Below are 20,405 nucleotides of genomic sequence, written 5' to 3'. Positions count from 1 at the left end.
GACCATGCTGTTCACGCAGTTCACGCGCCTGGCGCGAATCGACAGCCCCTTGGGGCCGGACAAGTTGATCCTTGCCGAGATGGGCGGCAGCGACGAGCTCGGCCGCCCGTTCGACTACGAGCTGCGGCTGACCAGCGACGACCCGGCCATCGACCTCAACGCCCTGCTGGGCAAGCCGATGTGCCTGAGCGTGCAGCAGGACCTGGGCACCTCGCGGCACTTCCACGGCATCGTCGCCCGCTGCAGCCAGTCGGTGGACCAGGGCCAGTTCGCCAGCTACCGGGTCACCCTGCGCCCCTGGCTGTGGTTGCTGACCCGCACCAGCGACTGCCGCATCTTCCAGCACCTGAGCGCGCCGCAGATCATCAAGCAGGTGTTCCGTGACCTGGGTTTCTCGGACTTCGAGGACGCCCTGAGCCGCAGCTACCGCGAGCGCGAATACTGCGTGCAGTACCGCGAGACCAGCTTCGACTTCGTCAGCCGACTGATGGAGGAAGAAGGCATCTACTACTTCTTCCGCCATGAGCAGGAACGCCACGTGCTGGTGCTGGCCGACGCCTACGGCGCCCATCCGCAGGTGCCGGGGTACGAGAGCGTGCCCTACTACCCGCCGGACGGGCAGCATCGCGAACGCGACCACATCAACGACTGGCACCTGGCCCAGGAGGTCCAGCCAGGTTCGCTGGAACTCAACGACTACGATTTCCAGCGCCCCAGCGCGCGCATCGACGTGCGCTCGGCCATGCCGCGTCCACACCAGGCCGGCGACTACCCGCTGTTCGACTACCCTGGGGCCTACGAGCAGAGCCAGGACGGCGAGCACTACGCGCGCACCCGTCTGGAGTCGTTGCAGAGCCTGCATGAGCGGATCGAGCTGCGCGGCAACGCGCGCGGCCTGGGCAGCGGCAACCTGTTCAGTCTGAGCGGCTTCACCCGCCAGGATCAGAACCGCGAGTACCTGATCGTCGCCGCCCGCTACTACGTGCATCAAGAGCGCCTGGAGAGCGGCAGCGGCGGCGGCGAGGCGCAGTTCGAAGGCAACCTCAGCTGCATCGACGCGCAACAGAGCTTTCGCCCCCAGGGCAGCACCGTGCGGCCCATCGTCAAGGGCCCGCAGACCGCTGTGGTGGTCGGCCCGGCTGGCGAGGAGATCTGGACCGACCAGTACGGACGGGTCAAGGTGCACTTCCACTGGGACCGCCACGATCAGTCCAACGAGAACAGCTCGTGCTGGATCCGCGTGTCGCAGGCCTGGGCCGGCAAGAACTGGGGCTCGATGCAGATCCCGCGGATCGGCCAGGAGGTCATCGTCAGCTTCCTCGAAGGCGATCCCGACCGGCCGATCATCACCGGGCGGGTGTACAACGCCGAGCAGAGCGTGCCCTACGACCTGCCCGCCAACGCCACGCAAAGCGGCATGAAGAGCCGATCGAGCAAGGGCGGCAGCCCGGCCAACTTCAATGAAATCCGCATGGAGGACAAAAAGGGCGCCGAGCAACTGTACGTGCATGCCGAGCGCAACATGGACACCGTGGTCGAGCAGAACCAGACCTTGTCCGTGGGCATCAACCGCAGCCAGACCGTTGGCATGCTCGAGACCATCACCATCGGCCAGGACCGCATCCGCGCCGTGCGCCGCGACGACATGCTGCTGGTCGGTGCCAGCAAGACCGACAGCGTCAGCACCAGCTACCTGATCGAAGTGGGCGAGAACCTGCGCCTGGTCTGCGGCAAGAGCGTGATCGAGCTCAATGCCAGCGGGCAGATCAACATCAGCTGCGAGCAATTCAGCTTCCATGCCAAGCAGGACGCCGAGATCAACACCGACGGCACCCTTGACCTGAACGTTGGCAGCGGCGCGCAGACCGCGCCGGACAACCAGGGCGTGAAAAAGACCATCGACGACGCGGTGAAGGCCCTCTTCCCCAACGCCGGCAAGTAACGAGACTTCCCCATGAACTACCGCCTCAACGAATTCCGCCTGGCCCTGCCCGACACCGCCGTGCAGGACAGCAGCATCAACATCCTGCGTTTCGACGCCCTGGCCACCTCGCTGATCGTCAGCCGCAGCCTGCTGGCCGAGGGCGAGACCTTGCAGAGCAACTTCGACGGTCAGTTGCAGCGCCTGCAGCAGCAGGTCAAGGACCTGCGCATGCAACCGGCCCAGGCCGTGCAGGTGGGTGCCGGCCAGCCCATCGCAGCCATCGAGCTGAGCAGCCAGTTCAGCAAGGGCCAGGAGAAGGTCTACCAGTACCAGTTGGCCCTGGTGCTGCCGGGCACGCGCAAGATGTTCGCCCTCAGCTACGTCAAGGCGAGCCCCCTGGGCGCGGCCGAGGCTGCGCACTGGGCAGCCATCAAGCAGTCGCTCGACTTCGACAACCTCGGCTGACCCTGCGCCATGTCCGACGCCTTGTGGGCCGCGCGCGAAGGCGACGCGCTGATGCACACCTCGATGCTCGCCGACATCGTCGGCGGTGTGCTGGAGATTGCCGCCACCGTGGCCATCGGCGCCCTGGCCACTGCAGCGGTGGCTGCGGCATTCGGCCTGACCGTGGCCACCGGCGGCCTGGGCTGCTTCGTGCTCGGCGCAGTGGTCGGCCTGGTGGTGGGGGTGGTCATGGCCAAGACCGGGGCCGATACCGGGCTCAGTCGATTATGCGAGGGCATCGGCAACTTCCTGTTCCCGCCCTCGGTGCAGGCGACCATCGCCAGTGGCTCGTCGAACACCAAGACCAACGGCAAGCGCGCCGCCCGTGCCGCCGGCATCGTCACCGGCCCGCCGGCGCCGCTGGAACAGGCCGGCGCCGAGGCAGGCGAGGCCAAGGAAGAAAGCTTCCTCGACATGGCCAAGGGCTTTTTCTCGCAGATGTGGCGACCGACCGTGGCCACGCCTGCGGCCAACACCCAGGAAGCGCCCGACGACAAGATCGCCTGTACCAAGCACCCGGCGATGCCACCCCAGTACCTGGCCGAGGGCTCCAGCAAGGTGCTGATCAACGGCCACCCTGCCTGCCGCAGCGGTGACCGCAGCACCTGCGAGGCGGTGATCGTCGATGGCGGCCTGGTGTCGAACAACGTGCGCATCGGCGGCGAGCCGATCGTGGTGCGCGAGATCCGCAGCGGCAAGACGCCGGGCATCGGTTTGGCGGTGACCGCGCTGATGCTGCTGCGTGGGCGCGGGGGCAAGTTCTATAGCAAGTTTGGTTGCATGTTGGTGGGCGGGGTCAGCAGCTTCGTCACCGGCCAGGTGACAGGCGCCCTCACCCAGGCCATGGCAGGTTCGCCAAACCCGGTGCATGCCGCCACCGGCGCGAAAATCCTGTGCGCCGAGGATGATCTGGATTTCACCGTGCAGGCGACCCTGCCGATGGTCTGGCAACGCTTCTACAACAGCCACGACGAGCGCGTCGATGGCTTGTTTGGCGCTGGCTGGAGCCTGCCCTACGAGGTTTCGGTGCAGGTCGATCCGGGTGATCGTCTGGTCCTGATCGATGAGCAGGCACGCCGGGTGGAAATGGGCGTCATCCCGCTGGGCGATGCAGTGTTCAGCGTCGGTGAGGGGCTCAGCGTGCGCCGCGCCCACCACGGCGAGTTGCTGACCGAGAGCCGCGAGGGCGAGTATCGCCTGTTCCAACCGACTCCTGGGCGGCCGGAGCGGTTGCGCCTGAGCCAGGTCGGCGATCGTAACGACAACCGTATCTATCTGGACTACGACGACCGGGGCCGTCTTTGCCAGTTGCGCGATGCCTTCGATCAGGTGCGTGTGGTGCTGAGCTACAGCGAACAATGGCCGCAACGGGTCAGCCACGTGGACCATCAGGCAGCCGACGGTCAATCGCGACGACTGGCCAGTTATCGCTACGACGCCAGCGGCGATCTGGCCCAAGTGCTGGACGGTGCGGACCAGGTGGTGCGCAGCTTCGCCTACGACCCTGCCAGGCGCATGATCGAACACCGCACCGGCAGCGGCCTGCGCTGTTTCTATGAATGGGCGCAGCATGACGACGGCTGGCGGGTGGCACGGCATTGGACCGACGCAGGTGACAGCTACGTTTTCGAGTACGACCTCGCTGCTGGCATCACCCGCGTGACCGACAGCCTCGATCGCGTTGCCGTGCGCCACTGGAACGAGCAGTACCAGATCATCGCCTACACCGATGAACTGGCGCGGACCTGGCGTTTTGAATGGAACGACGAGCGCCAACTGCTGGCGGCGAGCGACCCGATGGGTGGGCGTTGGCAGTATTTCTACGATGCGTCGGGCAACATTGCCGAAACCATAGACCCACTGGGACGCAGCGAGTCCACCGAGTGGCTGGAACATTGGTCGCTGCCGCGCAGCCAGACCGATCAGGCCGGCCAGCGCTGGTCCTTCGCCTACGATCAACGCGGCAACTGCATACGCGAAACAGACCCGCTGGGCCAACACACCCAGTATCGCCATGACAACCTGGGCAATCCCGTCGAGATCATCGACGCCAACGGTTCGAGTCGGCACCTGCGCTGGAATGACCTGGGGCTGCTGGTCGAACACAAAGATTGTTCCGGATACCTCACCCGCCTTGGTTACGATCCGTTGGGCCATCTGCAGTCAATCACCGACGCCCAGGGCGAGCGCACCGAGTACCATCACGATGGCAAGGGTCGCTTGCGCAGCGTGACCCTGCCCGATGGTCGTAGCGAAACGTTCGAACTCGACGGTGCTGGCCTGTTGATCCAGCACCTGGACACAGCGGGTCATGTCACCCGATACCAGCGTAATCGCCGCGGCCAACTGGAGCTGCGCATCGACCCGCTGGGCCGGCAGGTACGCTACCAGTACGACGGTTACGGTCGCCTGCTTGCCCTCTACAACGAAAATGGCGAGGCCTACCGCTTCGATTGGGACGCGGGCAACCGCTTGATCGCAGAACACGACCTCGACGCAAGCTCGCGACGCTACCAGTACGATGCGCTGGACCATCTTGAGCAAGTGACTTTCGTACCCGCGCCAGGCAGCGAGCAAGCACCGATCGTTCATCGCATGGAGTACGACGCGGTCGGCCGGCTTCTCACTCGCCATACCGCTGATGCACGTACCGACTACAGCAACGACCCGCTGGACAACGTAGTCGCCATTCGCCGCACCGCCCTGGACGGCCAGGTAGACGAGCTGGACTTCGTCTTCGATGCGCTCGGCCAATTGCGCGAGGAACGCAGCGCCGACGGCAGCGTGCAGCACCAGTACGATCCGTTGGGCAACGTCACCCGCACGCGGGTGCCCGATGGCCGCTGGATCAACCGTCTGTACTACGGCAGTGGGCACTTGCACCAGGTCAACCTCGACGGGCAGGTGGTGTGCGATTTCGAGCGTGATCGCCTGCACCGCGAGACCCTGCGTCTGCAAGGCACCCTGGCCACCCAGCGTCTTTACGACCGCACCGGGCGCCTGCGTACCCTGCTCCGCCGACCGGCATCGCAACCCAGCCAGTTACCGGCGCCGAGCCAACTGCGCTATCGGTTCGACGCTGCCGACCAACTGGCGATGCGCGAGGTGCAGCACCCGGGCATGGGCTATCTGCAGGCACTCCAGCACGATGGCAGCGGCCATGTGCTGGGCAGCCAGGACAGCCCCAGCGGGCAGCGGGAGGCATTCCGCTACGACCCGGCGGGCAACCTGCTCGACCCGGCAGCTGTCGGCGCAGGCTTGGTCAGGCACAACCGCCTGGTCACCTTCGAGGACAAGCGCTACCGCTACGACGGCTTCGGTCGGCTGGTGGAAAAACGCAGCCGCCGACGCGGCACCCAGCATTTCCACTATGACGCCGACCACCGGCTGATACGGGTGCGCAACCTGCACCCCGGCCGCGAGCGCATCGTCGACATGCGTTACGACCCAATGGGCCGGCGCACCGAAAAGATCGAATCGACGCTGGACGGCCAGGTGGTCTGCCGCACCCGCTTCAGCTGGAGTGGCCTGCGCCTGCTCGGCGAACAACGCAACGGGCTGTCGACGCTGTATCTATACGAGGACGATGGCCATGAACCGCTCGCCCGTGTCGACGGCCAAGGCGCACATCAGCAACTGCGCCACTACCACAACGACCTCAACGGGATGCCTGAGCAACTGACCGACGACCACGGCCAGGTGGTATGGTCGGCGCGCTACCTGACCTGGGGCATGAGCTGGGAGGAACAGCGGGCCACGAGGCTGGTCGAGGAACAGAACCTGCGTTTTCAGGGCCAGTACCTGGATCGCGAAATCGGTTTGCACTACAACCTGTTCCGTTTCTATGACCCAGATATCGGTCGTTTCACACAGCCTGATCCGATCGGGCTGGCCGGTGGCTTGAATCTGTATGCTTATGCGCCCAATCCATTCACTTGGATCGACCCGTGGGGGCTGCTCAAGGAGGGCGAAACCGCAGGGTATGGTGCCAAAGCGCACCGGGGCGATGGTTTGGAAGCCCATGAGATCCTGCGCAACAAGTTCCTGCAGGACGTCGGACTGGCGCCGAAAAAGCGTCGGATGCGCGGCAACCCATCCATTGCCCTGACACCCAAGCACCACGACCGAGTACACGCCGCCGAGAACCGCTTGCGCAAAGCCATGGGCATAAAGCACAACCAGATGCTTAAGAGCGGCAGGCTGGAAATCCGCTTGATGTCCCAAGCCATCTACCAATCGTTGGTCCGCCACGGGCATGTCACAATCCAACAACTCAGAACCGCTCGGCGGTACGCCAAGTCGTTCGCCAAAAGCAAGGGGTGTTACTAGCCATGAAGAAAATCGTGCTTTCCCAACACAATCGTGGCTTCGGCCAGGTAGGCGGTGGGGCTTTGCTCAAGGACATCGCGCTGTGGCCCGCGAATCCGGAAACCGGCGAATTGCTAACACCTGTTCTAACGTTGACCGAGCGTTTCCAGGCGGCGACGTTCATCCCACCGGGCATGGCCATTACCGTCTTTCTCGCTGCCGAGCGCCAGTCGGGTGGCAGTTTCAACCGCACGCTCCAACGTCGCTACACGGTCAATCAGCAGTCGGAACTAAAGGCTGCTATCAACAGCGGTTTTGCTCGGGTAATACTCCATGAACTGGCCGACCATTCACTCGAACCCAGCGATCATCCCTTATTGCTAAATCGCGCATTCATCGACTTCGAAGACATGAGCGATGACGAAGAGCAGGAGGAGCATGAGGACGAGGACAGTGGAATCGACTTGAGCAAGTCCAGCGGCCGGCCATGCTGGCTGCAAGATCCGATCTACGAACCACAACGCTACATGTTCATGATGCAACTCCTTGATGCGGACGTGGCCGAAGCGAGCCCTCAGCACGAGGGATTGTTCGCCGAGGGTATTGGCTACCTGTTCGTCGACTTGCAAGCTCGTCGCGGCAAGGAAGGTGACGAAGCCGGATTTTTCTTTATCCAGTTCACGTGATGCCAAACCAACATCTCCGGCGGTTACTTCGCTCGTGGCTCCGGAGCACGAGGGCATTTTCCTGGATGGCGTTGGTTTCGTGTTTCTGGACAAGCAGGTGTGTTGTAAAAACAAGGCGACGAGGCTGGTCTGTTCCTTGTTCAGTACGCCTGAATAGGCGCAGGCTCACGCGATGCTGATAGGTAACACACGAACACTGGCCATCGAATATCGCGTGGCCAACCCGGAGTCGATGACCGGGCATGCCCGCCTCTGGTTCGCGAGCCAATCGCTGGGCAGTCTGGAAGACCGGATCTACCTGGACGGATACCTGTTGGGTTGCTTGCTCGACATGAGAAAGAAACCGCTTCTGACCGCGCGCTATCAGGGCAAGGACGACCATCAACTGTTCAGCACCCTGAATCAGGACCTGGAATCCTGGGATGAAGACGACGACAAGGACTTCAGCGAGGAGGCTCGCCCCTACTTGCTCATCTGCGGGACGTTGTTCGATTGCTACACGGTGTTCTCTTACCGGTTGGACGAAACGCACGGACGAATCATGTGGCACATCACCTGCGACGAGGAAAACACACCCTTCGAGGACCTTAGAACCGCGTCTCGCGATGTGCATTTCGCGACCTTTGACTACACCGAGCTCGCCAGTCTGATCAGCGAACTCCGGTCAGTGCTCGAAGGCGGCAAAGGGCATTGACCACCGCCGAACGGTAGGGTCCTGTAGAGCCCGCGCTCACGCCCGCTTGCACCCCAACTCCGCCGACAACCGCGCCGTCACCGCCTTGATCACCGGTACCAGCTCGCGCATCTTCTGCTCGGGCATGTACGGCACGGTGCTGGCCACGCTGATGCCGGCGACGATGTGCCCACTGGCGTCCCTGATCGGCGCCGCGACGCAGCGGATCGACGGTTCGTTGTCTTCCAGGTCGAAGGCATAGCCGCCCGCCACGTACTCGACCATGCGCTGTTCGAACTGCGCCCAGCTCTGTTCGGTGTGGCTGGGCCAGAAGCTGCTCTTGCCGCCTACCGGCAGGCTGGTCTCGTACAAGCGCTGCCACTGAGCCGGGGTGTCGTCGAGCATCAATGCCTTGCCGATACCGGTGCGCGCCAACGGCATGCGATGGCCCACCCGCGAGCGCATCTCCGGGCCGTTGCGCCCTGGGGTCTTGTGCAGGTAGAGCACTTCGTCACCCTCGCGAATCGCCAAGTGGATGGTGTCGCCGGTGAGCGCCGACAACTCGTCCAGGTACGGCCCGGCGAGGGTGACCAGGGGCAGTTCCTCACGGGCCTGGAAACCCAGTTCGATCAGCTTCGGGCCGAGCAGGTAGCCCACCTGCGGCAGCACCCGCAGGTAACGCTCGTCGACCAGGCAACTGACCAGGCGGTGGGTGGTGCTGCGGGTGGTACCGAGCGCCTGGGCGATTTCCTTCAGGTCGCGGGCACCCGCGGCCACCGCCTGCACCACGGCCAGGCCGCGCAGCAGGGTCTGGGTGCCGGTTGGCGCGGCAGCGGATTTCGAAGCGTCTTCCTGCATGGGCAGCCTTTAACGTTGAACCAGGGAGCAGGCGGCATTATGTTCGCCCGCCGGCCACGACTACAACTCGATACGCTCCACCTTGCCCACCAGCAGGATGTACGACAGGGCACCGGCCAGCGCCACCAGCGAGATGTAGGTGATGGCCGGAGCGAACGAGTCGCCGCTGGCAAGGAAACCGATGACGATCGGCGTGACGATCGCCGACAGGTTGCCGATGAAGTTGAACACCCCGCCGGTCAGCCCGAGCAAGCGCGCTGGCGCCAGGGTCGAGACCAGCGACCAGGTGATCGAGGCCAGGCCGTTGCCGAAGAACGCCAGCGCCAGGAAGGCGATCACCCAGGCGGTGGAGTCGACGAAGTTGGCGCCGATGATCGCCGTTGAAATCAACAGTCCGCCGATGATCGGCAACTTGCGGGCGAAGCCCACGCTGGCGCCACGGCGGATCAACCAGTCGGAGAAGAAGCCCGAGCAGAGCACGCCGACGAAGGCCGCCAGGAACGGCAGCGAAGCCAACAGGCCGGACTTGATGAAGTCCATGCCACGGTATTTGACCAGGTAGGTCGGGAACCAGGTGAGGAAGAACCACAGCGTCGAATTGAGGCAGAACTGGCCCAGGTAGATGCCCCACAGCTTGCGTTTGCTCAGCACCACGCCCAGGTCGGTCCAACTGAACCGGGCCTTGACCTTGGCTTGCTCGGCCTGGATATCGACCAGGCCGCCACCTTCGCGGATCAGCTCGATCTCGCCGTCGTTGACGCCCTTGAAGTCGCGCGGCTCGCGATACACCGCGTACCAGATCACGGCCCAGAGAATGCCCACCGCGCCGGTAGCGACGAACACCATGTGCCAGCCGTACTGGTGTTGCAACCAGGCCAGCACCGGGGTGAGGAAGGCCAGGCCGACGAACTGCCCGGACGTGTAGAAACCAATGGCGGTGGCGCGCTCGCGTTCGGGGAACCAGGTGGTGACCACGCGGCTGTTGATTGGGTAAGCCGGAGCCTCCAGGGCGCCGACCGCCATGCGCAAGACGAACAGGGCGATGAAGCTGGCAGCGAAGCCGAGCAGCACCGTGGCGATCGACCACAACGCCAGCGCGGCTGTGTAGAGGATGCGCGGCGGCACCCGATCGACCAGCCAGCCACCGGGAATCTGCATGGCGGCGTAGGTCCAGCCGAAGGCGGAAAAAATCAGACCGACATGAATCGGGTCGATGCCCAGGTCACTGGTCAAGGCAGGTGCTGCAATGGACAGGTTGCTGCGGTCGAGGTAGTTGATCACCACGGTGATGAACAACAGCACCATGACGAAGAACCGCTTGCGGCTGGGTGTCGCCAACGCAGCCTGCCCGGTCAGGGTATTCGGATGCATGGGAAGTGCCTCTTCTTATGTTTATTGAGGTCGCGGTTGGCCCAGGGTGCATGCAGGCCCCTGGGCCTTGGGCTCTGGAGTGGCTCAGCGGCGCATCACCACTCGGCGAAGCTGCCGTCGGCGTGGCGCCAGATCGGGTTGCGCCAGCGGTGGCCGAGCGCTGCGCGCTCGATGACGTATTCCTCGTTGATCTCGATGCCAAGGCCCGGCCCGTTGGGAATCTTCACGAAGCCCTGGTCGTAGTCGAACACGCCGGCATCCTTGACGTAGTCGAGCAGGTCGTTGCTCTCGTTGTAGTGGATGCCCAGGCTCTGCTCCTGGATGAAGGCGTTGTAGCAGGCCGCGTCGAGCTGCAGGCAGGCAGCCAGGGCGATCGGGCCCAGCGGGCAGTGCAGGGCCAGCGCCACGTCGTAGGCTTCGGCCATGTTGGCGATCTTGCGCGTCTCGGTGATGCCACCGGCATGCGAGGCATCGGGCTGGATGATGTCGACGTAGCCTTCGCTTAGCACGCGCTTGAAGTCCCAGCGCGAGAACAGCCGCTCACCCAGGGCGATCGGCGTGCTGGTCAGCGGCGCCAGTTCCTTGAGCGCTTCGTAGTTCTCGCTGAGCACCGGCTCTTCGATGAACATCAGCTTGTAGGGGTCGAGCTCTTTCATCAGCACCTTGGCCATGGGCTTGTGCACCCGGCCATGGAAGTCGACGCCGATGCCCACGTTCGGACCCACGGCATCGCGTACGGCAGCGACGTTGGCCAGGGCCTGTTCGACCTTGTCGAAGGTATCGATGAACTGCAGCTCTTCGGTGCCGTTCATCTTCACCGCGGTGAAACCGCGTGCGACCGCTTCCTTGGCCGCGCGCGCGGTGTCTGCCGGGCGGTCGCCACCGATCCAGGAGTACACACGGATCTTGTCGCGGACCTGGCCGCCGAGCAAGTCGCTGACCGACACGCCGAGCGCCTTGCCCTTGATGTCCCACAAGGCCTGGTCGATGCCGGCCAGGGCGCTCATGTGCACCGCGCCGCCGCGGTAGAAGCCACCGCGGTAGAGCACGGTCCAGATATCTTCGATGTTGCGCGGGTCCTTGCCGATCAGGTAGTCGGCCAGTTCCTCGACGGCGGCAGCCACGGTGTGGGCACGCCCTTCCACCACGGGCTCGCCCCAACCGGTCACGCCCTGGTCGGTCTCGACCTTGAGGAAGCACCAGCGCGGCGGCACGATGAAAGTGGTCAGCTTGGTGATTTTCATCTTGTTATCTCTCTTGTTGGATGCGGCGCCCTGGGCGCCGTCAGAGGTCTTGGCCGAGCGCGGCCCAGGCAGCGACATAGGCCTCGGCATTGGCCGCCACTTGCGCTGGGGTCATGCCCGGCTTGTACAGGCCGGAGCCGAGCCCGAAGCCCCTGGCGCCAGCGTCGAAGAACTGCTGCATGTTGCCGGGGTTGATACCGCCGACCGGGGCCAGGATGGTCCCGGCGGGGAGCACGGCGAGCCAGGCTTTCACCACCGCAGGGCCCATCTGCTCGGCGGGAAACAACTTGAGCACATCGGCACCTTCGGCGAGGGCCGCGAACGCCTCGGTGGGGGTGGCCACGCCTGGGCTGAGGAACAATCCCGCAGCTTTTGCCGCACGCAATACCTGGGGGTCGCTGTGCGGCATGACGATCACCTGCCCGCCTGCGGCCTTGACCTGTTCGACCTGTGCCGGGGTGAGCACGGTGCCCGCGCCGATCAGGCAATCGGCGGGCAAGGTGTCACGCAGGATGCGGATGCTGTCGAAGGGGGCCGGCGAATTCAGCGGCACCTCGATGACGCGAAACCCTGCGCGGTACAGGACTTCGCCGATGGCCGCCGCTTCTTGCGGGCGCAGCCCGCGCAGGATCGCGATCAGGCCGTTTTGCGCCAGTGCTTGCTTGAGCATGTCAGAGCTCCATTGAAGGGGAAGGAATCGCGGCGTGGCCTACCAGCCCCGCCGCCACGGCCAATTGCCACAGGCCACGCTCGGTGGCCTGCTCGGCCTGGTCCACCTGAGGGAAGCCGCACGCCTCGAGGGCGCGCTGGTAGCGAGCGCAGAGGCTGGCATTGCCGATCAGCAGCACCGAGGGCAATGCCATGGCCTTGCGCCGACGCCGTTGCACGGTGGCAAGGGCGGCCAGCTCGTGGCCGATCAGCAGGCCGGAAAGGTAATCGGGCTGGGCTGTCGCACTCAGTTCGCCGGTCAGGCCCAGACAGCGAGCGCTGAAGATGGTCGACAACGGGCCACTCTCACCGTCTGCCGACAGGGCCACCTGCACGCCGCGGTCGAATGCAGCGGCGTCGAAGCCCTGGCCGCGCTGCTGGGTGCGGCCGAGGATGCTGTGTTCGCTGAGCACGGCGAATACCTCGCCCGTCATGAAGGTATCGAAGCGTTCAATGCAGCCTTCGGCCACCTGCACCCATTTCGAATGGCTGCCCGGCAGGCCGATCAGCAGGTCACCGGCCGCCTCGCCGGAGACGCTGTGCAAAACACCGAGCACCTGGGTTTCTTCACCACGCATCACGTTCGGCAGCGTCGAGCGCTGGATCACGCCGGGGACGATATGCACCTCGGTGCCGCGGCGGCTGCGCACGATCTGCAGGGAGGAGCCCAACGTGGCGACGTTGGCGGGCGTCTCGCGGTAAGCCGCTTCGCGCCAGCCCTGCGCGCTGCCGACCATGCCGCAGGCGATCACCGGCAGCTCCGGCTGGGCGTCGAGCCAGTCGCCACAGGCGTCGTCGAACGCCAACTCGAAGCCGTCGCTGCACGGCTGGCCGGCGACAAGGCGGGGCGTCTTGGGCAACTGCATGATGCCCGACGTCAGCGAGCGCTGGGCGAGCACCTGCCCGTCCTGGGCCAGTTTGTAAGCACGGAGGGAGGTCGTTCCCCAATCGAGCGCGATCAATTGCGCCTGCATCGCTTCACCTGTTCTGTTCTTGGCAGTGAGTGAGCGGGACTATAAACCTAGGCGCGGGGAAATACCAATATATAAACATGCATCCCACATATTGGGAATAGACGAATAGAACGTGCCGCTGGCTTGGCGGCGAAGCAGATACAGCGGGGTACCTGTGGGAGCGGGCTTGTCCCGCGAATGGGGCGACGCGGTGGATGGCACCGGCTTCGCGGTGTTCGCGGGACAAGCCCGCTCCCACAGATCCCCGCTAAATCAATGAGTTATGTTTGTTCTATGAGAGCGGGCTTGCCCGCGAGGCAGACACCGCCGCCCCAACGCGCGCGCCTCAGTTCAGGTAGCGGTGCTCGCCCAGCATGCTCACCAGCAAGTCGATGAAGGCCCGTACCTTGGCCGAGCCGTACTTGCTCTCGCGGTGCAGCACATGGATCGGCCAGGGGGTCTCCTCGAAGTCTTCGAGTACCGTGCGCAAACGCCCGGCGACCAGGTCATCGGCCACTTGGTAGGACAGCAGGTGGGCAATGCCCAGGCCGGCAGTGGCGGCAGCGATCGCCGCATCGTTGCTGGTGACGTTCAGCCGCGGTTTGACGCGGACCGACAGCGGTACCTGAGCTTCGCGGAATTTCCACTCCAGGCCCGCGCCCACGCCGTTGGCGGCGATCAACGCATGTTGCGCCAGCTCGCTGGGATGGCGCGGCGTACCATGGCGTGCCAGGTAGTCGGGCGATGCGCACAGCAACCGGCGTACCTGGCCTACCTGGCGCGCCTTGAGCCCGGAATCGGGCAACGGGCCGATACGCACCGCAACGTCCATGCCCTCCTCCACCAAGTTCACCACCCGGTCGAGAAACAACGCCGAGACGTCCACCTCCGGATAGGTCTGCAGGTAGCGCACGATGCAGGGCATGACGAAAAACTTGCCGAACAGCATCGGCGCGGTCACCGCCAGGTTGCCACGTGGCGCGGCATTGACCCCCGCGGCAGCCTCATTGGCCTCGCGCAGGCTGGCGAGGATGTTGCGGCTGTCTTCCAGGTAGCGGCTGCCGGCCTCGGTCAGGCGCACGCTGCGCGTGGTGCGCAGCAGCAACTTGACCCCGAGGCTTTCCTCCAGCGCCCCGACCGCGCGGGTCACCGCCGCCGCTGAAATGGCCAGGCGACGGGCGGCGGCGGCGAAGCTTTCGAGCTCGCCGACCGCCACGAACACACGCATCAGGTGGATATGGTCCATGCCGCCTCCAGGGCATCAAAGGTTTGGAGATTATCCCTTATCCACGCTGCATGAGGTCGTCTCAGATATCCAGCACCAACGGCTGCTCGCTGCTCGCCGGCACGGCGCAGCAAATCAGCACCTCGGCGTCTGGCGGCAGCTCGGCCGGCGGGTTGGGGTAATGCACCTGGCCACTGATCAACTTGGTCCGGCAGGTGCCGCACGAGCCACCCCGGCAACTGAACTCGGGGGCGAGCCCACGGGCCTCGGCCAGCTCCAGCAAGGTACCGCTGCCGGGCGCCCAACGCGCTTCCTTGGCGGACCCTGCGAAATACACCGGTACGGCTTCGCTGGCAGCGGGAGGCTGTTGCAGGGTCGGCTGATCGCCATCGCCATGACGCCGCAGCGTGGAAGGGCCGAACGCCTCGGCGTGGATTCGACCATCCGCCACCCCCACGGTGCGCAAACCTTCATAGAGGTCCTGGGTGAACGCCCCTGGCCCGCACAGGTAGAAGTCGTAATCGTCCAGTGCCAGGTTCGCCTTGACCTGCTCGATACCGAGGCGGCCTGCATGCTCGTAATCACGCCCCGGCACAGCGTCTGGCTCCGGTTGGCTCAGCGAACGGTGCAGGCGCAGCAGGCCACCGGCGCGCTGTTGCAAGGCGGCAAGCTCCTTCTGGAACGGCAGGTCGGCCAGGCTACGGGCGCCGTGGAACAGGTAGATAGGCCGGGCGGTGCCCCCCGCCAACTGTTCGCGGAGCATGGCGATCAGCGGCGTGATGCCCACCCCGGCACCTATCAGTACCAAGGGTCGGGGGCTGTGGCTATCGAGGATGAAGCTGCCCATGGGCAAGCGCACTTCAAGCCTGTCACCCACCTCGATGTGTTCATGCAGGTAGCGCGAAGCCGGCCCTTGCGCTTTGACGCTGATCCGCAGCTGGCCGTCCGATGGCGCGTTGGAGAGGCTGTAGGTTCGGATCAGCGGAGCCTGCCCCGGCAAGGCGATACGCACCGGTATGTGCTGGCCTGGCACGAATGCCACAGGCGTGTCCGTCGCCAGGTGAAAGGAGCGGATGTCCCGGCTTTCCTGCTCGATGCGCACCACCTGCCAGCCCAGCCACTGGCGTTCGCGGCGCTGCTGCTGGAGGCGCTGCTCGGCCTCGCGCCAGGTTCCGGTGAGCAGGCTGGTGGGCGCATATTCATGGAACGTCCAGCGCAGCGACAGCGCCGCGGGACGCCTCACCACCTGCTCGACCTCCACCACCCAGAGCCGCTCGGCGCCCTCGAACGCCTGGATCAGCGGGCTGTCGAGGATCACCTCGGTGCGTCCGCTGATCTGCAGCACATCACCACTGCGAAAATCCACGAACAACAGCCCGGCCCGTGGGTTTTCCAGCAAGTTGCCAAGGGTGTTGAAATGCAGATTGCCGGCGTAGTCGGGGATGGTCAGGCGATTGCCTTCGACGCGGACGAAGCCCGGTCGCCCGCCACGGTGCGAGACATCGACCGCACGCTGGCCGCTGGCATCGGTGAAATAGCTGGCGACGAAGAAAGTATCGGCGCCCTCGATCATCCTCGTCGCCGCCGCATCGAGGCTGCTCGAATCCTGCCGCGGGCCGGCCGGCTCCGCGACGCGAACATAATCACGCAGCTGGATGTACTGGGGACAATTGCCAAAAGACTGCTGCACCCGCACCTGCAGCAGGCCGTCAGCCGACGCCTGCAGCACGCCATTGAGGCGGTTGCGCCGCCGCGTATGCAACTCGATGCCCAATAGGCCGATGGCCTCCCCCGCCGCCAGGCCCGCAGCCGCCGGGTCTTCGCTGCCGGGTGCGGCGTGGATCAGCAACTGCCTCGGGTCGGGCGATTCGACGAAACCTTCCGGCCCCTCGAGCAGGGTCGCCCAAGGCCGGCCAGCGGCATCCACGGTGCCGGCGACCATGAACGGCAATTGCTGGAAGAAGGTCCGGTGCTGGTCGGGCATGTGGTCACGGATGACCTTCTGCCCGAACGCCTCCATGCGCTGCGCTACACCGGCGCGTTCCTGCAGGCGTTTTTCGCCGACATGCCAGGGCGAAAGGTCAGGCTTGGGAATCTGCTGCATGGCCGTACACCTCACTGGGAGAATGGCTCAGGCGCGGGTCTCCAGACCCACGGCGGTACGCGGCATGCCGACGAAGCCCGGCAGCGCTTCGATGCGTGCCAACCAGGCGCGCACGTTGGGATAAGCGTCCAGCGAGACATTGCCCTCAGGGGCATGGGCGATGTAAGAGTAGTTGGCGATATCGGCAATGGTGGGCTCGTTGCCGACCAGGAACGGGGTCTTGCCAAGCTCCGCGTCCATGACCTTGAGTAGGGTGTGAGCGCGAGCGATGACTTCGTCGCTGTTGAACGAGGCGCCGAACACCGTGACCAGGCGGGCGGCAGCCGGGCCGAAGGCCAACGGCCCGGCGGCGACCGACAGCCAGCGCTGCACCCGGGCGGCGCCGAGCGGGTCGCGGGGCAACCATTGGCCACGCGCATCGTAGGTGCTGGCAAGGTAGACGAGGATGGCGTTGGAGTCGGCGAGGACCGTGCCGTTGTCATCCAGCACCGGCACCTGGCCGAACGGATTCAAGGCCAGGAAGTCCGGCTGTTTGTGCGCCCCCTTGGCCAGGTCGACGAACACCAGCTCGGCAGGCAGTTCGAGTAGCGACAGCATCAGCTCGATGCGATGGGCGTGGCCGGACTTGGGGAAGTTGTAGAGTTTGATCATGATCGGGCTCCTGGGCGGCACCGGGCTGGTGCGGGTCAGGAGCCATGCTGCGCCCGTTCCGCTGGCAGTAGAATCAGCGCCGGGAGCAATCCATAATTTCGCTAAGCGAAATAATCCTGTCGGCTCAGTGCCGCTGCTGCTTCTGGTACCGGTACAGTCCCCGCGACGCCTCGACCACCTGCGGCACACACGCCTGCAGTTCATCGAAACTCATGGCATCGAGCACTTCGAAATTGTCTTCCAACCCATGCAGCGAAATGGCCTTGAGCAAGCGGTCCTGCTCGGGCGGCAGTTCGCCCCAACCGGCCACCTGGGTACCGCGCATGTAGCCGAAGCACCACTCTTCCATGATCACTGCCGGCCCCTCCTCGGCTTCGCTCTGCTCGAACAGCGGCTCGAAGTGCTCAAGGTCGTCGGCCAGGGTTTCGCCGATCTGATGGGCATAACGCAGCATCAGTGCCGTGTAGGCCTCTTCGTGGGCGGGTTTCTTGAATTTGGGGACCTTGCCACCGGCCACGGCAGGCAGCCATTGCTCGGGATTGATGCGGGTCGGGGAACTGGCCAGGGCGGTGAAGAAACCGTTGAGCTCGGCCAGGTTGAGCACCGAATAGTCGTTGCCGTAGGTGATCAGCAGGTCTTCGAGGCGGTCGAGTTCTTTGTCGCTGAGCGCGGGGAGCATGGGTGGGTGTCCTGGAAGGCAGATTTGCCTGCACCCTAGCACAAAAGCATCGCCGGCAAGCCGGCTCCTGCTGGAGCCGGCTTGCCGGGATCAGGCCTTACACCGCCAGCGCGCGCTCACGCAGCTCGCTGTTGAGGATGCGGTCGTTCTCGCTGTAGTCGACCGGGCAGTCGATCACGTGCACGCCTGGGGTCTTGATGCAGTGCTCGAGCAGCGGCAGCAAGGCCTCGGCGCTTTCGACGCGGTGGCCATTGGCACCGTAGGCTTCGGCGTACTTGACGAAGTCCGGGTTGCCATAGTCCAGGCCAAAATCGGTGAAGCCCATGTTGGCCTGCTTCCAGCGGATCATGCCGTAGCCGTCGTCACGCAGGATCACCACGGTGATGTGCATGCCCAGGCGGACTGCGGTTTCCAGCTCTTGGCTGTTCATCATGAAGCCGCCGTCGCCACACACCGAGATCACCGGGCGATCCGGGTACACCAGGTGCGCCGCCATGGCCGATGGCAGGCCAGCGCCCATCGTCGCCAAGGCGTTGTCCAGCAGCACGGTGTTGGGCTTGTGCGCCTTATAGTTGCGGGCGAACCAGATCTTGTAGATGCCGTTGTCCAGGGCCACGATGCCTTCGGACGGCAGCACGCGACGGATGTCGGCGACCAGGCGCTGCGGGTAGACCGGGAAGCGGTCGTCATCGGCGCCTTCGGCGATCTGCACTTCGTTGGCTTCGCGGATCGCCAGCAGGCGGGTGAAGTCCCAGTGCGAGGTGTCGCCCAGCGCTTCGCCGATCTGCCACACGGCGTTGGCGATGTCGCCGATCACTTCGACCTGGGGGAAATACACGGCATCGACCTCAGCCGAGCGGAAGCTGATGTGAATGACTTCGGTGCCGCCACGGACCATGAAGAATGGCGGCTTCTCGATCACGTCGTGGCCGATGTTGATGATCAGGTCGGCCGCTTCGATGGCGCGGTGAACGAAGTCACCGGACGACAGCGCAGCGTTGCCGAGGAAGCGTGGGTGACGCTCGTCGACCACGCCTTTACCCATCTGGGTGGTGATGAACGGGATGCCAGTGTTGTCGATCAGTTGCTTGAGGACCTTGGCGGTCATCTTGCGGTTGGCGCCGGCACCGATCACCAGGATCGGGCTGCGGGCCTTCTGCAGCTTCTCGACGGCGGCTTCGATGGCCACGTGCTCGGCCAGCGGGCGACGGTGCAAGCTACGCGGGATCGGCAGGGCATCGGTCTGCTCGGCGGCGATGTCTTCCGGCAGCTCCAGGTGCACGGCGCCCGGCTTCTCTTCTTCGGCCAGGCGGAAGGCTTCACGCATGCGCGCCGGAATGTTGTCGGCCGAGGCGAACTGGTGGGTGTACTTGGTGATGGGGTCCATCATGCCGCACACGTCGATGATCTGGAAACGGCCTTGCTTGGACTTCTTGATCGGCTTCTGGCCGGTGATCATCATCATCGGCATGCCGCCGAGATAGGCGTAGGCACTGGCGGTCACCAGGTTGGTCGCACCAGGGCCCAAGGTCGACAGGCTGACGCCGGTCTTGCCGGTCAGGCGGCCATAGGTGGCGGCCATGAAGCCCGCGGACTGCTCGTGGCGGGTCAGTACCAGCTTGATCTTCGACTTGCGCAGGGATTCCAGCAGGTCGAGGTTTTCCTCACCAGGAATGCCGAACACATACTCGACACCTTCGTTTTCCAGGCATTGCACAACGACATCGGCGGCCTTGGCCATCTTGCTTGTAACCTCAAGTGATATTGCGGTGGTGAATCCAGGAGTCTTCAGCGCGGTGCGCTGACGTCGGATTGTCCGGTGGCAAGCAGAGCCCCCCGAACAAATCCTTGACGTAGGCAACGTTCGATAAAGTCACGTACAAATTCAGCCGAATTGTCGCACCCACGCGGTACCGCCATGGCCTGGCGGATGGCAGTGAATGCACCGTCCAGCACGCGGTAGCGCGGATCGGCTTCTGCGGCCTTGTGCAAAGGCTGCCGTACACCGGCCGCCGCGTCGAGGTTTTCTTCGAAGAATTGATCGACGGCAGCGGCGGACGTGTCGGCGCGCACCAGTTCGGCGTGCTGCAAGGTGCGGCTGAGGAACAGGTCGTAGGCCGCACCCTTGCCCACCGCCAGGCGCAAACCTGGCTGGTCGAGGTCGTCGACGTGCTGGTACGGGGCGTCGCGCTTGACCAGGTAGGTGCCTTCGATCAGCACGTAGGGCTCGCTGAAGGCGATCTGCGCTTCGCGTACCGGTTCGATGGCGAGGAAGGCCAGGTTCCAGGCGCCTTGCTCGAGGTCGGCGAAGACTTTGCCGGCGGCATCGTAGGTGCGCATGCGCAGGGTGACGCCGAGTTCTTCGGCGAGGGCCTTGGCCAGGGCGACCGAGACGCCTTGGGGTTCGCCGTCTGGGCCGCGCTGGGCGAGGACCGGGTTGCCGAAGTTGATGGCGGCGGTGAGGATGCCGCCGGGGGCAAGTTCGGCGAGGAGTTCGGGGGTGATGGCGATGGGCAT

The 20,405-nt window shown here is 64.7% G+C and carries 16 protein-coding genes; 5 read left to right on the top strand and 11 right to left on the bottom strand.

Going from position 1 to position 20,405, the window contains the following annotated elements:
• Positions 1–4: 4 nt before the first annotated feature.
• From E6B08_RS06750 to E6B08_RS06730, 5 genes are all read left to right on the top strand, one after another.
• Positions 5–1,942, top strand: a complete 1,938-nt coding sequence (locus E6B08_RS06750) for a type VI secretion system tip protein VgrG (RefSeq protein ID WP_136913313.1) — start codon at positions 5–7, stop codon at positions 1,940–1,942.
• Between the two features lie 12 nt (positions 1,943–1,954).
• The gene (locus E6B08_RS06745; protein WP_136913312.1) at positions 1,955–2,389 is read left to right on the top strand and encodes a DcrB-related protein; all 435 of its coding nucleotides are present in this window, start codon (positions 1,955–1,957) and stop codon (positions 2,387–2,389) included.
• Positions 2,390–2,398: 9 nt separating this feature from the next.
• Complete coding sequence (locus tag E6B08_RS06740) at positions 2,399–6,757, top strand: RHS repeat-associated core domain-containing protein (RefSeq protein ID WP_136913311.1); 4,359 nt, start codon at positions 2,399–2,401, stop codon at positions 6,755–6,757.
• 2 nt (positions 6,758–6,759) lie between these two features.
• Positions 6,760–7,422, top strand: coding sequence for a hypothetical protein (locus tag E6B08_RS06735; RefSeq protein ID WP_136913310.1), 663 nt, complete (start codon positions 6,760–6,762; stop codon positions 7,420–7,422).
• Positions 7,423–7,594: 172 nt separating this feature from the next.
• Complete coding sequence (locus E6B08_RS06730; protein ID WP_136913309.1) at positions 7,595–8,116, top strand: hypothetical protein; 522 nt, start codon at positions 7,595–7,597, stop codon at positions 8,114–8,116.
• A 36-nt stretch (positions 8,117–8,152) separates the two neighbouring features.
• Here the strand turns inward: E6B08_RS06730 and E6B08_RS06725 are convergent, their stop codons facing one another.
• The 11 genes from E6B08_RS06725 to E6B08_RS06675 all read right to left on the bottom strand — a co-directional run bounded on the left by E6B08_RS06725 (position 8,153) and on the right by E6B08_RS06675 (position 20,405).
• Complete coding sequence (locus tag E6B08_RS06725; protein WP_136913308.1) at positions 8,153–8,953, bottom strand: IclR family transcriptional regulator; 801 nt, start codon at positions 8,951–8,953, stop codon at positions 8,153–8,155.
• 60 nt (positions 8,954–9,013) lie between these two features.
• Positions 9,014–10,324: an MFS transporter gene (locus tag E6B08_RS06720; protein ID WP_136913307.1), complete on the bottom strand. Its 1,311-nt coding sequence runs from the start codon at positions 10,322–10,324 to the stop codon at positions 9,014–9,016.
• 95 nt (positions 10,325–10,419) lie between these two features.
• Positions 10,420–11,568: a galactonate dehydratase gene (gene dgoD, locus E6B08_RS06715; RefSeq protein ID WP_136913306.1), complete on the bottom strand. Its 1,149-nt coding sequence runs from the start codon at positions 11,566–11,568 to the stop codon at positions 10,420–10,422.
• 40 nt (positions 11,569–11,608) lie between these two features.
• Positions 11,609–12,238: a 2-dehydro-3-deoxy-6-phosphogalactonate aldolase gene (locus E6B08_RS06710; protein WP_136913305.1), complete on the bottom strand. Its 630-nt coding sequence runs from the start codon at positions 12,236–12,238 to the stop codon at positions 11,609–11,611.
• A 1-nt stretch (position 12,239) separates the two neighbouring features.
• On the bottom strand, positions 12,240–13,250 hold the full coding sequence (locus tag E6B08_RS06705) for a 2-dehydro-3-deoxygalactonokinase (RefSeq protein ID WP_136913304.1): 1,011 nt from the start codon (positions 13,248–13,250) through the stop codon (positions 12,240–12,242).
• A 325-nt stretch (positions 13,251–13,575) separates the two neighbouring features.
• A complete protein-coding gene (locus E6B08_RS06700; RefSeq protein WP_136913303.1) occupies positions 13,576–14,475 on the bottom strand; it encodes a LysR family transcriptional regulator in 900 nt (299 codons plus the stop codon).
• Between the two features lie 61 nt (positions 14,476–14,536).
• Positions 14,537–16,558 carry a pyridoxamine 5'-phosphate oxidase family protein gene (locus E6B08_RS06695; RefSeq protein ID WP_136913302.1) on the bottom strand — a complete coding sequence of 674 codons (2,022 nt, stop codon included), beginning with the start codon at positions 16,556–16,558 and terminating at the stop codon, positions 14,537–14,539.
• A 27-nt stretch (positions 16,559–16,585) separates the two neighbouring features.
• Entirely contained in the window at positions 16,586–17,209 is a 624-nt protein-coding gene (locus E6B08_RS06690; RefSeq protein ID WP_136913301.1) for a glutathione S-transferase family protein, read from the bottom strand.
• A gap of 124 nt (positions 17,210–17,333) precedes the next feature.
• The gene (locus E6B08_RS06685) at positions 17,334–17,888 is read right to left on the bottom strand and encodes a UPF0149 family protein (RefSeq protein WP_136913300.1); all 555 of its coding nucleotides are present in this window, start codon (positions 17,886–17,888) and stop codon (positions 17,334–17,336) included.
• Between the two features lie 97 nt (positions 17,889–17,985).
• On the bottom strand, positions 17,986–19,629 hold the full coding sequence (locus E6B08_RS06680; RefSeq protein WP_136913299.1) for an acetolactate synthase large subunit: 1,644 nt from the start codon (positions 19,627–19,629) through the stop codon (positions 17,986–17,988).
• A gap of 47 nt (positions 19,630–19,676) precedes the next feature.
• Positions 19,677–20,405, bottom strand: a complete 729-nt coding sequence (locus E6B08_RS06675) for a transporter substrate-binding domain-containing protein (RefSeq protein ID WP_136913298.1) — start codon at positions 20,403–20,405, stop codon at positions 19,677–19,679.

The sequence above is a fragment of the Pseudomonas putida genome (genome assembly GCF_005080685.1).
GTDB lineage: Bacteria > Pseudomonadota > Gammaproteobacteria > Pseudomonadales > Pseudomonadaceae > Aquipseudomonas > Aquipseudomonas putida_V.
Note: the sequence above shows the minus strand (reverse complement) of the source record. Positions and strands in the feature narration are given on the sequence as shown.

Coding starts and splice junctions, on each gene's coding strand:
- E6B08_RS06750 (WP_136913313.1), top strand. CDS start 5: ATGCTGTTCACGCAGTTCACGCGCCTGGCGCGAATCGACAGCCCCTTG.
- E6B08_RS06745 (WP_136913312.1), top strand. CDS start 1,955: ATGAACTACCGCCTCAACGAATTCCGCCTGGCCCTGCCCGACACCGCC.
- E6B08_RS06740 (WP_136913311.1), top strand. CDS start 2,399: ATGTCCGACGCCTTGTGGGCCGCGCGCGAAGGCGACGCGCTGATGCAC.
- E6B08_RS06735 (WP_136913310.1), top strand. CDS start 6,760: ATGAAGAAAATCGTGCTTTCCCAACACAATCGTGGCTTCGGCCAGGTA.
- E6B08_RS06730 (WP_136913309.1), top strand. CDS start 7,595: ATGCTGATAGGTAACACACGAACACTGGCCATCGAATATCGCGTGGCC.
- E6B08_RS06725 (WP_136913308.1), bottom strand. CDS start 8,953: ATGCAGGAAGACGCTTCGAAATCCGCTGCCGCGCCAACCGGCACCCAG.
- E6B08_RS06720 (WP_136913307.1), bottom strand. CDS start 10,324: ATGCATCCGAATACCCTGACCGGGCAGGCTGCGTTGGCGACACCCAGC.
- dgoD (WP_136913306.1), bottom strand. CDS start 11,568: ATGAAAATCACCAAGCTGACCACTTTCATCGTGCCGCCGCGCTGGTGC.
- E6B08_RS06710 (WP_136913305.1), bottom strand. CDS start 12,238: ATGCTCAAGCAAGCACTGGCGCAAAACGGCCTGATCGCGATCCTGCGC.
- E6B08_RS06705 (WP_136913304.1), bottom strand. CDS start 13,250: ATGCAGGCGCAATTGATCGCGCTCGATTGGGGAACGACCTCCCTCCGT.
- E6B08_RS06700 (WP_136913303.1), bottom strand. CDS start 14,475: ATGGACCATATCCACCTGATGCGTGTGTTCGTGGCGGTCGGCGAGCTC.
- E6B08_RS06695 (WP_136913302.1), bottom strand. CDS start 16,558: ATGCAGCAGATTCCCAAGCCTGACCTTTCGCCCTGGCATGTCGGCGAA.
- E6B08_RS06690 (WP_136913301.1), bottom strand. CDS start 17,209: ATGATCAAACTCTACAACTTCCCCAAGTCCGGCCACGCCCATCGCATC.
- E6B08_RS06685 (WP_136913300.1), bottom strand. CDS start 17,888: ATGCTCCCCGCGCTCAGCGACAAAGAACTCGACCGCCTCGAAGACCTG.
- E6B08_RS06680 (WP_136913299.1), bottom strand. CDS start 19,629: ATGGCCAAGGCCGCCGATGTCGTTGTGCAATGCCTGGAAAACGAAGGT.
- E6B08_RS06675 (WP_136913298.1), bottom strand. CDS start 20,405: ATGCCCATCGCCATCACCCCCGAACTCCTCGCCGAACTTGCCCCCGGC.